Source organism: Micromonospora profundi (assembly GCF_011927785.1).
GTDB lineage: Bacteria > Actinomycetota > Actinomycetes > Mycobacteriales > Micromonosporaceae > Micromonospora > Micromonospora profundi.
The window spans coordinates 3,619,747-3,632,994 of the sequence record NZ_JAATJK010000001.1; the positions used below are offsets into that span (position 1 = coordinate 3,619,747).

A 13,248-nucleotide genomic window follows, 5' to 3' on the forward strand; every position below is an offset into this window, starting at 1 on the left:
CCGGCGGGCGCTTTGCTGTCGGGGTCAGGCCCCGGAGGTGACCCGGTACGCGTCGAAGACGCCGTCGACCTTGCGGACGGTGGCCAGGAGGTGGCCCAGGTGCTTCGGGTCGGCCATCTCGAAGCTGAACCGGCTCACCGCCACCCGGTCGCGGGTGGTGGTGACGGTGGCCGAGAGGATGTTGACCCGCTCGTCGGAGAGCACCCTCGTGACGTCGGCGAGCAGCTTGTGCCTGTCCAGCGCCTCGACCTGTATGGCCACCAGGAAGGTCGAGGCGGAGGTGAGCTTCCAGCTGACCTCGACGACCCGCTCGCTCTGCGCCCGCAGGTCCTCGGCGTTGGCGCAGTCGTCGCGGTGCACGCTCACCCCGCCGGAGCGGGTGACGAACCCGAAGACCGAGTCCGGTGGGACCGGTGTGCAGCAGCGGGCCAGCTTGATCCAGACGTCGCTGACGCCGCGGACCACCACGCCGGGGTCGCTGCTGCTCTGCCTGCTGCGCGGCGGCCGGGTGGCGACGGCGGTCTCGGCGATGTCCTCCGCCGCGCCCTCCTCGCCGCCGTACGCGGCCATCAGCTTCTGCACCACCGACTGCGCCGAGACCTGGCTGTCGCCGACCGCCGCGTACAGCGACGCCACGTCGGCCAGGTGCAGGTCCCGTGCGATCGACATGAGCGCCTCGGAGGTGAGCATCCGCTGCAACGGCATGCCCTGCTTGCGCATGGCCTTGACGATCGCGTCCTTGCCGGCCTCGATCGCCTCCTCGCGCCGCTCCTTGTTGAAGTACTGACGGATCTTGGTACGGGCGCGTGGGCTCTTGACGAAGCCCAGCCAGTCCTGGGTGGGGCCGGCCGTCTCGGACTTCGACGTGAAGATCTCGATCACGTCGCCGTTGGACAGCGTCGACTCCAGCGGCACGAGCTTGCCGTTGACCCGCGCGCCGATGCACTTGTGCCCGACCTCGGTGTGCACCGCGTACGCGAAGTCCACAGGCGTCGAACCGGTCGGCAGCGGGATGACGTCACCCTTGGGGGTGAAGACGTACACCTCCTGGCTGGACAGGTCGAAGCGCAACGCGTCGAGGAACTCGCTCGGGTCGGCCGCCTCGCGTTGCCAGTCCAGCAACTGTCGCAGCCAGGTCATCTCGTCGATGTGCGCCGGCGGGCCGACGATCTGCGTGCCCTTGTGCTCCTTGTACTTCCAGTGCGCCGCGATGCCGAACTCGGCGGTGCGGTGCATCGCGTACGTGCGGATCTGCATCTCCACCGGCTTGCCGGTGGGCCCGATGACAGTCGTGTGCAACGACTGGTACATGTTGAACTTGGGCATGGCGATGTAGTCCTTGAACCGGCCCGGCACCGGCTGCCAGTTGGCGTGGATCACACCCAGCGCCGCGTAGCAGTCACGAACCGTGTCGACAAGGATCCGTACGCCCACCAGGTCGTAGATGTCGTTGAAGTCGCGACCCCGCACGATCATCTTCTGGTAGATCGAGTAGAGGTGCTTCGGCCGCCCGGTGGTGTCCGCCTTGATCTTGGCGGCCTTGAGGTCGGTCGACACCTTCTGCGTCACCTGGCGCAGCAGCGCCTCACGCTGCGGCTGGTGCTCCCCGATCAGACGGTTGATCTCCTCGAAGCGCTTCGGGAACAGCGTGCCGAACGCCAGATCCTCCAGCTCCCACTTGATCGTGTTCATACCGAGCCGGTGGGCCAGGGGCGCCAGGATCTCCAGGGTCTCCTTGGCCTTCTGCTCCTGCTTGGGGCGGGGCAGGAAGGTCAGGGTGCGCATGTTGTGCAGCCGGTCGGCCAGCTTGATCACCAGCACCCGCGGGTCCTTGGCCATCGCCACGACCATCTTGCGGATCGTCTCGGCCTTCGCCGCGTCGCCGAGCTTTACCTTGTCGAGCTTGGTGACGCCGTCGACAAGCAGGGCGACCTCACCGCCGAAGTCGACGCGCATCTGGTCGAGCGTGTATTCGGTGTCCTCGATGGTGTCGTGCAGCAGGGCGGCGACAAGCGTGGTGGTGTCCATCCCCAGGTTGCCGAGGATCGTCGCCACGGCAAGAGGGTGGGTGATGTACGGGTCGCCGGACTTGCGGTACTGCCCGGAGTGCCACCGCGCCGCCGTGTCGAAGGCCCGCTGCAACAAGCGCGCGTCGGCCTTGGGGTGGTTCTCCCGGTGGCTGGCGATGAGCGGCTCCAGCACCTCGCTTACCTGCGAGGTCTGCCAGGGCGCGTTGAACCGGGCCAACCGGGCCCGGACCCGCCGACCGGTGGGCGCGTTGGACAGCCCGAACCCGCCGCTGGGCGACGGGTCGACACCGGCGTCGGTAGGGAACGGGACCACCACCCCGTCAGCGCCGAGGGACGACTCGACGCCGCCCGCCGTGGCGGCGGGCGTCACAGTCGTGCCGTCGATCGCAGCCCTGCCGGAGCCGTTGCCCGAGCCCTTGCCGGAGCCCGTCACCCGGGCCGGAGCGTCAGCGTTCCGGTCGGTCACCGAGCCGTCAGCGTCGCCTGTCGGGTGCACCGTGCCCTCCGCCGGAGGGACGACATCGTGGGACACCGGCCTCCTCACCGCTCGCCGGGAAAACACCGGCCGTAGATCGGCCGGCCTGGTCTCGCGTCGCCGGGCGGGGTACCGCCGGCGTCAGCAAAGGGCAATGCTACCCGCACGGACGGTCCCCTGCCGCTCCGCCGGACGGTCGGCGCGGGGTCCGCTTGACGGGCCGCGAATCAAACGGTCAGCAGGGCATGGACCGGACGCGGCGCCAGCCGTTCACGGCCACCCAGGAAACCCAACTCCAGCAGTACGGTGAAGCCGCTGACGGTCCCACCGGCCCGCTCGACCAGGTCCAGGGTCGCCTCGGCAGTGCCACCGGTGGCAAGCACGTCGTCGACCACAAGCACGCGGTGACCCGCGGTGAAGGCGTCCTCGTGCACTTCCAGGGTGGCCTCGCCGTATTCGAGGGCGTAGGAGATCGAGTGCGCCGGGCGGGGCAGTTTGCCGGCCTTGCGGACGGGCACCACGCCCACCCCTGCCGCGTACGCGACGGCCGCCGCCACCACGAACCCGCGCGCCTCGATGCCGACCACGACATCGAAGCCATCCCGCCCGTGGTATGCCACGATCCCGTCGACCACGTCGCGGAACACCTTCGCGTCGGCGAACAGCGGCATCAGGTCCTTGAACAGGACACCGGGCTGGGGGAAGTCCGGCACGTCCAGCACCCGACTGGCGACCAGCCGGGCGGTCTCCGGGCCGAGGTCCCCGCGCGGTGCGGTGCTGTGGGTCTCCGTCACGGCAGTTCCGTTCCCTTCCGACGACAACGGCGTCCGGCAGTGCTGCTCGCACAGCATGCCGGACGCCGTTCGGTCATGTCCTCCCGGGCTCACCCGGGCCGTTCAGCGCCGCTCGGCGTCACCGCCGGTCAGCGCTACGGCTGGTCAGCGCCACCTGGGCGCTACCGCCGGTCAGCGCCGCTTGGCGCCACCCGGCCGGCTGCCGCCGCCACCCGGGCGACCTCCCCGGGCACCGGTGGGCCGCTTGCCCGCCGGCCGGGCGCCCACCTTGGGAGCGGCGCCGGCCAACGCGGCGTTGTCCGGGTCGAGGGGCGCGTCGTCCGTCTCGGTCCGGGCCGGGCTCGCGGCACCCTTCGTGGGGACCTCGCCACGCGCCAGCGCACCGCGGCGGGCCTGCACCCGCTTGTTGTGCGCCTGGATACGCGGCTCGTAGTTCTTCAGCAGCGCCAGCATCGGGGTGGCCACCAGGATGGAGGTCAGGAAGGCCATCGCCATACCGACGAACAGCACCAGGCCGAGGTCCTTCAGCGTGCCGGCGCCGAGCAGGCCGGCGCCGATGAAGAGCAGACCACCGACGGGCAGCAGCGCCACCACCGACGTGTTCAGCGACCGCATGAGGCTCTGGTTGACGGCCAGGTTGGCCGCCTCGCCGTACGTCTGGTTGTTGTTGGCGGTGATGCCCCGTGTGTTCTCCTCCACCTTGTCGAAGACCACCACCACGTCGTAGAGCGCGAAGCCCAGGATCGTGAGGAACCCGATGATCGTCGACGGGGTGACCTCGAAACCGACGAGCGAGTAGATGCCGGCGGTGAGGATCAGGTTCAGCAGCAGCGAGGTGACGGCCGCGACGGCCATCCGCCACTCGAAGCGCAGGACCAGGTAGAGCATCACCAGCGCGATGAAGACCACCAGACCGAGCACGGCCCGCTCGGTGACCTGGCTGCCCCACGCCTCACTGACCTGGTTGCTGCTGATCTGACCGGGTTCCAGACCGAAGTCCTCGGCGATCTGGGCCTTGACCGCGTTTGTCTGCTCGACGCTGAGCTGCGGCGTACGCAGCTCGTAGGAGTCGCCGCCGGTGCCGCCGACCTGCTGCGCGGTGGCCACCTCGACGCCTGTGTTCTCGGCGGCGAGGGCGGCGTTGACCTCCTCCTCGGCCTGCTCCAGCGTGCCGACGCTGGCCGGTACCGAGAACGAGTTACCGCCGGCGAACTCGATACCGAGGCTGAACCCCCGGATCGAGATGCTGAGGATCGCGATCAGGACGAGGACCCCGGCGACGCCGAACCAGAGCTTGCGCCGGCCGACGACGTTGAGACCGGCCTCACCGTTGTAGAGGCGACTCGCCAAACTGTTGTCAGCCATCTCAGGCCTCCTTGGCGCGCGGGTTGCGGGGCTGAGTCTGCTGGGTCCGGGCCGGAAGCGCCCGGCCGAGCCCGCTGACCCGCGGGGACAGGAACGCCCGGGTCCGGGCGAACATCGTCATGATCGGGTGGCGGAAGAGGAAGACCACCACCAGGTCGAGCACTGTGGCGAGGCCGAGCGCGAACGCGAAGCCCTTGACCGTGCCGACCGATACCACGTAGAGCACCACAGCCGAGAGCAGTGTGATCGCGTTTGCCGAGATGATCGTCCGGCGGGCTCGGATCCAGGCCCGGGGTACGGCGCTGCGTGGGCTGCGTCCCTCCCGGATCTCGTCCTTCAACCGTTCGAAGTAGATGACGAACGAGTCCGCCGCCACACCGAGTGAGACGATCATGCCGGCGATGCCGGCGAGGGTGAGCGTAAAGCCGATCTGCCTGCCGAGCACCACGAGCGCGCCGAAGACCAGCAGCGCGGAGAGGATGAGGCTCAGGAAGATGACCGAGCCGAGCAGCCGGTAGTAGAAGAACGCGTAGATGATGACCAGCAGCATGCCGATGCCGGCGGCGAGCAGACCGGCGCGCAGGTGGCTGGCACCCAGCGTGGCGGTGACGTTCTGCGCCTCCTGCTGCTCGAAGGTCACCGGCAGCGCGCCGTAGCGGAGCTGACCCGCGAGGGTGCTGGCGTCCTTCTGGGTGAAGTTGCCGGTGATCTGGGAGTTGCCGGTCAGCACGCCCTGGATCTCCGGCGAGGAGACGATCTCGTTGTCCAGCACGACGGCCACCCGGCACTTGCCGTCCTGGCCCAGGGCTGTCGCGTCGCAGGCCCCGCCCTCGTTGTTGAACGCCTCACGGGTGAGGGCCGTCCAGTTGCCCTGGCCCTTGCCGGTGAAGTCCAGGCTGACCACCCAGGCGTTGGTCTGGTCGAGCACCGCGTCGGCGTCCGACACGTCGGTGCCGAGCACCTTGGCCTGGTCGAGCAGGTACTTGGAGACGCCGTCCTCGCAGGAGACGACCTGCTGCTTCGGGTCGGAGATCGACGCCGGCGGGCGCTTGTCGAGCTGCGCGCAGCCGATCGTCGGCACGTTGAACTGCATCTGCGCCGGCAACACCGCCACCTCCTGCGGAGACAGCGTGCCGAACGGCTTGAGCTTGTCGGCGAGCGACGGGTCGGCGGTCAGGTCGGCCGGGCCCTGCAGACCGTTGGCGGCCTGCCACGCGGGGGCGCCGACCTTCTGCTCGACGGCCTTGCGCTGCTCCTCGATGCTCGCCGGCACCGGCTCGGTGCTGGCGCTCGCCGACGGCGCGGCACTCGCCGAGGCCGACGGGGCCGGCGTGGCGCTCGGCGATGCCGGGGCCATCCCGCCCTGACCGCCGCTCGGCGACGCGGTCGCCTTCGGCGCGCCACTGCCCGACGGGGTCGGGGCAGCACTGCCGGACGGAGCCGGGCTGCCGGACGGGCTCGGCTCGGCGGCCGGCGGTGCGGCGATCGCTCCGCTGCCGTCGGCGGCCTTCAGCACCTTGCGGAACCGCAGCTCGGCCGCGCTGCCCACGTCGGTGAGGTCGCGGTTTTCACCGGGCAGGGAGATGACGATGTTCCGGTTGCCCTCGGTGACCACCTCGGCCTCGGCCACGCCGAACGCGTTGACCCGGCTCTCGATGATCTGCCGGGCCTCTTCGAGGTTGTCCGCCGTCGGGGGCTTGCCGTCGACGCTGTTTGTCGCCTCCAGCGTCACCCGGGTGCCGCCGATCAGGTCCAGGCCGAGCCGAGGCTCAAGCCGATCCTTGAAGCTGCCGCTGGCACCGCCCGCGAAGAACACCAGAAGGTAGAGGACCACGAAGATGGCCCCGAGCACGGCGAGCTGCCGGCCGGGGCGCATCTGTCCCTGAGGTGGTGCCACGGTTGTCTGTCTCCCTGTACGGTCGCGCCGCTGCACGCGGCGGCGGCGGCGAGTGTCGGGCCGGGGGTCCGGCCGACGGGGTCTGACTGGGTCGGCATGACGCCGACACGGAGCCGGACCCACCGGCGCGGACGCTGGCGGTCACGGGACGTGCCGACGTCCGGCGTCGACCCAACTATCCAGTTTTCACGTCACGTCCGCTGCCCCGTCGGGCACGGCACCCCCGGGAGGCGGTCGTCCGGCCGTACGCCGGAAGCACCGCCGCCGATGGGGGCGTCAGTCCTTGGCGGTGTCCGCGTCCTCGGTGACCGGCTCGCTCGGCAGTTCCGCGCGGGTGACCACCCGGGCGATGGCCGGGCGGGCGTAGCGGGTCTGCACGCCCGGAGCGACCTCGAGCAGGACGCTGTCGTCCTCGATGCCGGTGACGGTGCCGTAGAGCCCGCCGATGGTCACGACCTCGTCGCCGGGGCCGAGGTTCGACTGCATAGCCTCTGCCTCGCGGCGGCGCTTCTGCTGGGGCCGGATCATCATGAAGTACATGACACCGAAGAGCAGCGCGATCATCAGGATCGGCGTGAAGCTGCCGGCCCCGCCTGCCGATTGTGCGTAATGCACGTTAAAAACCTTCCCATTGGCCTCCGTCGCGGCGCGGGGTGCGCCGGAGCGGAGGCGGACTCTCACGTCCTGTACAGACCGCGGCGAAGTCTAATCCCTGCACCTGAGAACACCGAATGCGGCACAGATCACGTTCACATCACGGCTGATCGGTATCCACCGAGAACAGATCGGGCGTCGATGGGACATCTACCCCAAATGTACCATTCGGCGGTGTGCGCCCCAGGTGCCGCCAGGCAGCCTCGGTGGCCACCCGGCCGCGCGGCGTACGCGCCAGCAGGCCGGCGCGCACCAGGAACGGCTCGCACACCTCCTCGACAGTGTCCGGCTGCTCCCCCACCGCCACGGCGAGGGTGGACAGGCCCACCGGGCCGCCCCGGAACGAGTCCACGAGCGCGGTGAGCACCGCCCGGTCCAGCCGGTCAAGACCCAGCGCGTCGACGTCGTACACGATCAAGGCCGCACGGGCGGTGTCGAGATCGACCACGCCGTCGGCCCGCACCTCCGCGTAGTCGCGGACCCGGCGCAGCAGTCGGTTGGCGATCCGGGGAGTGCCCCGCGACCGGCCGGCGATCTCCGTGGCGCCCTCGGCCGTGATCGGCACACCGAGGATCCGCGCCGAACGGTGCAGCAGCGTCTCCAGATCGGCCGGGGCGTAGAAATCAAGGTGGGCGACGAAGCCGAACCGGTCCCGCATCGGGCCTGTCAACAACCCGGACCGCGTTGTCGCACCGACAAGTGTGAACGGCTCGACATCGAGCGGGATCGCGGTGGCCCCCGGCCCCTTGCCCACCACCACGTCGACCCGGAAGTCCTCCATCGCGCTGTAGAGCAGCTCCTCGGCGGGCCGGGCGATCCGGTGGATCTCGTCGATGAAGAGCACATCGCCCTCGGCCAGGCTTGTCAGGATCGCCGCCAGGTCACCGGAACGCTCGATCGCCGGCCCGCTCGTCACCCGGATGCCCGCGCCCAGCTCGGCGGCCACGATGTTGGCCAGGCTGGTCTTACCCAACCCCGGCGGCCCGGAGAGCAGGATGTGATCCGGCGGCGAACCACGCCGCATGGCCCCCTGCAACAGCAGGTCAAGTTGGTCGCGGACCCGGTCCTGGGCGATGAACTCGGCCAGCCGCTTCGGTCGTACGGTGGCCTCCGCGTCCCGCTCGGCGTCGCTGACGTACGCCGAGACGAGCCCTTCGGTCTCGCTCATCGGGTACGACCGAGCAGGCGGATGGCCTGCTTGAGCAGCACCGGCACGGGCGGGGTGGCCCCGTCGATGGTCTCCGCGACAGCGGCCACCGCCTGGTCGGCCTGCCCGGCCGTCCACCCCAGGCCCACGAGCGCCTGGCGGACCTGGTCGGGCCAGGCGCCTGCGGTCACGCCGCCCACGCCGTCGGCGCCGATGGACACCGGGCCGATCCGGTCGCGCAGTTCCAGCACCAGACGCTCGGCGCCCTTCTTGCCGATCCCCGGCACCCGGGTCAGGGCCGCGGTGTCGGCGTTGGCGATGGCCTTGCGCACCGCGTCCGGGGTGTGCACGGCCAGCACCGCCTGGGCCAGCCGAGGGCCGACCCCACTTGCCGTCTGGAGCAGCTCGAACAACGACTTCGCGTCGTCGTCGGCGAAGCCGTAGAGGGTCAGTGAGTCTTCCCGCACCACAAGGCTCGTGGCGAGCCGGGCGACCTGGCCGACCCGCAGCTCCGCGATCGTCCCGGGGGCACAGTGCACGGCCAGGCCGACCCCACCGACCTCGATCACGGCCAGGTCCGGACCCGTCGCGGTCACCGTGCCGCGCACGCTGGCGATCATCGTGCTCCTCCTCGTCGTGCCCGGTCGGCCGCTGCGGCCAGCTTCGAGCGGGTGCCGCCGCGCCAGACGTGACAGATGGCCAGGGCGAGGGCGTCGGCGGCGTCGGCCGGCTTCGGCGGCTCGGCCAGCCGCAGCAGCCGGGTCACCATCGCTGTCATCTGCGCCTTGTCGGCCTGACCCGAGCCGGTCACCGCCGCCTTCACCTCGCTGGGGGTGTACGTCTGCACCGGCAGCCCGGCACGCGCCCCCGCCAGCACCGCGATGCCGCTGGCCTGCGCGGTGCCCATCACCGTACGCACATTGTGCTGGCTGAAGACGCGCTCGACGGCGACGCTTTCCGGCTGGTGCTCGGCGACCAGCTTGGTGAGCGACCGGTCCAGGTGCAGCAGGCGCAGCGCCAGGTCGTCGGCCGGATCGGTGTAGACCACGTAGTAGGCGACAAGCGTGCACGGGCGGCCCGGCACACCCTCGACCACGCCCACCCCACACCGGGTCAACCCCGGGTCCACACCGAGCACGCGCACGCCGCCCCCTCCCCAGCCGTCAGCAGTACGTGTGTTCGACACCCTAACGCCCGGCCTCCCACCAGCCCCACGGGACACACCCTGCCGCGCGCCAAGATCGTGCTCGCCCCCACGCCTCGCCTTGCCCCGCCCGCACATGCCCTGCGCCGATCTTGCACTTTCGGTCGCCACTTAATCCGCTTTGCCTTTTTCACCTGGGCAGCAAGTGCAAGATCGGCGACGGCGGTGATCGATCGCGGTGGTGATTGGCGGGGTCAGGTGGGATCACCACTCCCCACGCGCGCAGAACGCGCAGCCGGACAGGCAGGGGCGGTCGGGCGCATGGAGTGGTGGGCGGGGGTGGGCACACAGCTTTGCCCTGGAGTATGTGGCTCTGGCCCATGTGCCGGGGCGCACTCAGCTCGTAACTTCATGCGCCATGACGGCAGAACCCGTGGCGGTCCCCCACGTCGTACAGCTCGACCTCACCGGTCGCACCGCCCTGGTCACCGGCGGCGGCAGCGGCATCGGGCGGGCGTGCGCCCTGCGGCTGGGCGCGGCCGGCGCCACGGTACTCGTGGTGGACCGGAACCTGGACGCGGCCCGGGCGGTCGCCGCCGAGGCGGGCGGGCGCGCCGAGGGGGTGGACCTGGCCGACGCGGCGGCAGTGGACCGCCTCGACGTGGACGTGGACATCGTCGTGAACAACGCCGGGCTCCAGCACGTGGCGCCGATGCAGGACTTCCCCGTCGAGCGGTTCGAGTACATCCAGCGGGTGATGGTGGAGGCGCCGTTCCTGCTGGTCCGCCGCGCGCTGCCGCACATGTACGCCCAGGGTTGGGGCCGGATCGTCAACATCTCGTCGGTGCACGGGCTGCGGGCCTCGCCGTACAAGGCGGCGTACGTCACGGCGAAGCACGCCCTGGAAGGGCTGTCGAAGGTGGTGGCGCTGGAGGGCGCCGCGCACGGGGTCACCGCCAACTGCATCAATCCGGCGTACGTCCGCACTGCGCTCGTGGAGAGCCAGATCGCCGACCAGGCGGCCAGCCACGGCATCCCGGAACCCGAGGTGATCGAAAAGATCATGCTGGCCCGGGCGGCGATCAAGCGGCTGATCGAGCCCGAGGAGGTGGCCGAGCTGCTCGCGTACCTGTGCTCGCCGCCGGCGGCCTTCATCACCGGCGCGTCGATCGCGCTCGACGGGGGCTGGACGGCCAACTAGTGGGTCCCCGCACAATGTCGACCATGTCGTCGCCTGTGGAGTTTCTGGAACTGCTCGCCCGTGAGGCCGCGGCGGTGGAGTTCGAAGGTCCGTTGGTGGCCGCGCGGGCCGCCGGGGCGCCGGCCGAACGGCTGGCCGAGCTGGAGCAGGCAAGGACCGTGGCGTTGCGGGTCCGCGCGCTGCTGGAGCGGCGACGCCGCCGGGAGATCGAGCTCTCCGGTCTGTACGACACGGTGAGCGACCTGGCCGGCCTGCGCGACCTTGACGACGTGCTGCGGGCGATCGTGCACCGGGCGCGCAACCTGCTGGGCGCCGACGTGGCGTACATGACGCTCAACGACGACGAGCGCGGCGACACCTACATGCGGGTGACCGACGGGTCCGTGTCGGCCCGCTTCCAGCGGCTGCGGCTGCCGATGGGCGCCGGCCTCGGTGGTCTGGTGGCCCAGTCCGGCGCCCCGTACGTGACCGCCAACTACGGCGAGGACGAGCGCTTCCACCACACCGGGGAGATCGACGCCGGGGTGGGCGAGGAAGGCCTGGTGGCGATCCTCGGGGTGCCGCTGCGGCTCGGTTCCACATCGATCGGCGTGCTCTACGCGGCCAACCGTTCGGCCCGGCCGTTCGTGCGGGAGGAGGTGGCGCTGCTGGTCTCACTCGCCGCGCACGCCGCGGTGGCGATCGACACGGCCCGGCTGCTGGCCGAGACCCGCTCGGCGCTCGCCGAACTGTCGGCCGCCAACACCACCATCCGGGCGCACAGCAGTTCGGTGGAGCGGGCCGCTGCCGCGCATGACCGGATGACAGCGCTGGTGCTGCGCGGCGGCGGCGTGGAGGACGTGGCGGCCGCGGTGACCGAGGTGCTGGGCGGGGCGCTGCTGGCGTTGGACGCGCAGGGCCGGTTGCTGGCCCGGGTCGGTGAGATCGACGAACCGGACCGGGAGGACATCGTCGAGGCGGTGGCCGCGTCCCGCACCGAGGGCCGCAGCGTGCGCCGGGGTCCGCTCTGGTACGCGGCGGTGGTGGCGGGCACCGAGAACCTGGGTGCTCTGGTACTGCGGCCCGACGACGAGCTTGTCGACGCCGACCAGCGGATCCTGGAGCGGGCCGCGCTGGTGACAGCGCTGCTGCTGCTGTTCCGCCGGACGGTGGCCGAGGCGGAGGGTCGGGTACGCGGCGAACTGTTGGACGATCTGATCGCCCGACCGTTGCGGGACACCGACGCCCTGCGCAGCAGGGCTCGCCGGCTCGGGGTGGACCTGGACGCCCCGTACGTGCTGGTGGCGGTGGACGACGACGCGATCGCGGCCACCGGCTCGGCCCGGCAGCGGGTGCTCTCCTGGGCCACCACGTACGCCTCGGCGCGCGGTGGCCTGGCGGCGGCGCGTGACGGACGGGTGGTCCTGATGCTGCCCGGTCAGGACGCTGGTGGCAGCGCCCGGGCGGTGGCCCGGGACCTGTCCCGCGTGACGGGTCGACCGGTGACCGCCGGGGCGAGCGGTCCCGCGACCGGGCCGACGACGCTGGCGGGGACGTTCCACGAGGCGGACCGTTGCCTGACGGCGCTCGGCGCGCTGGGTCGCACCGGTCAGGGCGCGAGCACCGCCGAGCTGGGCTTCGTGGGGCTGCTGTTGGGCACTGTCGGTGACCGGGGCGAGAAGGACGTGACCCAGTTCCTCACCGCCACCGTCGGGCCGGTGGTCGACTACGACGCCCGTCGGGGGACCGCGCTGGTGAAGACGTTGGAGGCGTACTTCGGCGTCGGTGGCAGCCTGGCCCGCGCCGCCGAGCAGTTGCACGTGCACGTCAACACGGTGACGCAACGCCTGGAGCGGGTGGGGCAGCTGCTCGGCGCGGACTGGCAGCGGCCCGAGCGGGCGCTGGAGGTGCAGTTGGCGCTACGCCTGCACCGCCTGCGCGCGTCTGCCTGATCAGCGCGCGCGGATCCCTTCGAGGACGGCGTCGACGACCCGCTCCGGCAGGTCGACGTCGTTGAGATCCGGGCTCCACTGCAGCACCCGCTGGATCAGCATCGGCCCGGTGAGCAGCGCCATTGTCACCTCGATGTCGACGTCGGCCCGGAGCACGCCCTCGTCGACGCCGCGCCTGAGCACCTCGCGCATCAGCTGTCGCCGGGGCGCGATGATGTTCTGGTAGAGCTGGTACTGATCGGTGCTGCGGTTCACCGCCGGCACCAGGCACGGCATGATCTTCTCCGCCCGCGGGTCGACGTTCTTACCGATCGCGCCGACGAGCAGGATCAGGTCGTCCCGGATGGAGTGGCCGGCCGGCTGCGGCAGGACGCCCTTGAGCCGACGCAGCGCGTCGAGCAGCAAGGCGTCCTTGCCGGCCCAGCGGCGGTAGATGGTGGCCTTGCCGACCCCGGCGCGGCTGGCGATCGCCTCGATCGAGAGCGCCTCGACGTTGCTGCCCTCGGCGAGCAGGTCGAGGGTGGCCTCAATGATCGCCTCATCGGCGCGGAGGCTCCGCGGTCGCCCGGGCGACCGCGGAGCATCGGCAGTGGATCTCATGTCGGACATT

The 13,248-nt window shown here is 71.0% G+C and carries 11 protein-coding genes; 2 read left to right on the forward strand and 9 right to left on the reverse strand.

Annotated features, from left to right (window positions below):
* Positions 1-24: 24 nt before the first annotated feature.
* The 8 genes from F4558_RS15845 to ruvC form a co-directional block, all read right to left on the reverse strand.
* Positions 25-2,562 carry a RelA/SpoT family protein gene (locus tag F4558_RS15845; protein ID WP_053657679.1) on the reverse strand — a complete coding sequence of 846 codons (2,538 nt, stop codon included), beginning with the start codon at positions 2,560-2,562 and terminating at the stop codon, positions 25-27.
* A gap of 170 nt (positions 2,563-2,732) precedes the next feature.
* Positions 2,733-3,299 (reverse strand): adenine phosphoribosyltransferase, encoded by a 567-nt coding sequence (locus F4558_RS15850; RefSeq protein WP_053657681.1) that lies wholly within the window; start codon positions 3,297-3,299, stop codon positions 2,733-2,735.
* Between the two features lie 171 nt (positions 3,300-3,470).
* Positions 3,471-4,664, reverse strand: coding sequence for a protein translocase subunit SecF (gene secF, locus F4558_RS15855; RefSeq protein WP_167944927.1), 1,194 nt, complete (start codon positions 4,662-4,664; stop codon positions 3,471-3,473).
* Between the two features lies 1 nt (position 4,665).
* Complete coding sequence (secD, locus tag F4558_RS15860; protein WP_312877346.1) at positions 4,666-6,561, reverse strand: protein translocase subunit SecD; 1,896 nt, start codon at positions 6,559-6,561, stop codon at positions 4,666-4,668.
* Positions 6,562-6,837: 276 nt separating this feature from the next.
* Positions 6,838-7,176, reverse strand: a complete 339-nt coding sequence (gene yajC, locus F4558_RS15865) for a preprotein translocase subunit YajC (RefSeq protein ID WP_082377570.1) — start codon at positions 7,174-7,176, stop codon at positions 6,838-6,840.
* A gap of 139 nt (positions 7,177-7,315) precedes the next feature.
* A complete protein-coding gene (gene ruvB, locus F4558_RS15870; protein WP_053657687.1) occupies positions 7,316-8,383 on the reverse strand; it encodes a Holliday junction branch migration DNA helicase RuvB in 1,068 nt (355 codons plus the stop codon).
* On the reverse strand, positions 8,380-8,982 hold the full coding sequence (gene ruvA / locus F4558_RS15875; RefSeq protein ID WP_053657689.1) for a Holliday junction branch migration protein RuvA: 603 nt from the start codon (positions 8,980-8,982) through the stop codon (positions 8,380-8,382). The genes ruvB and ruvA overlap by 4 nt, the downstream gene beginning before the upstream one ends.
* Positions 8,979-9,506 carry a crossover junction endodeoxyribonuclease RuvC gene (ruvC, locus tag F4558_RS15880; RefSeq protein WP_053657691.1) on the reverse strand — a complete coding sequence of 176 codons (528 nt, stop codon included), beginning with the start codon at positions 9,504-9,506 and terminating at the stop codon, positions 8,979-8,981. Before ruvC ends, ruvA begins: the two co-directional genes overlap by 4 nt.
* Before the next feature lie 418 nt (positions 9,507-9,924).
* On the opposite strand from ruvC, the gene F4558_RS15885 reads away from it, so the two are divergent.
* Both F4558_RS15885 and F4558_RS15890 read left to right on the forward strand, forming a co-directional pair.
* Positions 9,925-10,707, forward strand: coding sequence for a 3-hydroxybutyrate dehydrogenase (locus F4558_RS15885; RefSeq protein WP_053657693.1), 783 nt, complete (start codon positions 9,925-9,927; stop codon positions 10,705-10,707).
* Between the two features lie 14 nt (positions 10,708-10,721).
* Positions 10,722-12,638, forward strand: coding sequence for a helix-turn-helix domain-containing protein (locus F4558_RS15890; protein ID WP_053657720.1), 1,917 nt, complete (start codon positions 10,722-10,724; stop codon positions 12,636-12,638).
* Here F4558_RS15890 and F4558_RS15895 read toward each other — a convergent pair whose 3' ends face one another.
* On the reverse strand, positions 12,639-13,247 hold the full coding sequence (locus tag F4558_RS15895) for a TetR/AcrR family transcriptional regulator (RefSeq protein ID WP_053657695.1): 609 nt from the start codon (positions 13,245-13,247) through the stop codon (positions 12,639-12,641). It abuts the gene before it with no gap.
* Between the last annotated feature and the right edge of the window lies 1 nt (position 13,248).

Excerpts from the sequence above, each read along its gene's own strand:
- ruvA (WP_053657689.1), bottom strand. The coding sequence starts at position 8,982 with ATGATCGCCAGCGTGCGCGGCACGGTGACCGCGACGGGTCCGGACCTG.
- F4558_RS15895 (WP_053657695.1), bottom strand. The coding sequence starts at position 13,247 with ATGTCCGACATGAGATCCACTGCCGATGCTCCGCGGTCGCCCGGGCGA.
- secF (WP_167944927.1), bottom strand. The coding sequence starts at position 4,664 with ATGGCTGACAACAGTTTGGCGAGTCGCCTCTACAACGGTGAGGCCGGT.
- F4558_RS15890 (WP_053657720.1), top strand. The coding sequence starts at position 10,722 with ATGTCGACCATGTCGTCGCCTGTGGAGTTTCTGGAACTGCTCGCCCGT.
- F4558_RS15885 (WP_053657693.1), top strand. The coding sequence starts at position 9,925 with ATGACGGCAGAACCCGTGGCGGTCCCCCACGTCGTACAGCTCGACCTC.
- ruvB (WP_053657687.1), bottom strand. The coding sequence starts at position 8,383 with ATGAGCGAGACCGAAGGGCTCGTCTCGGCGTACGTCAGCGACGCCGAG.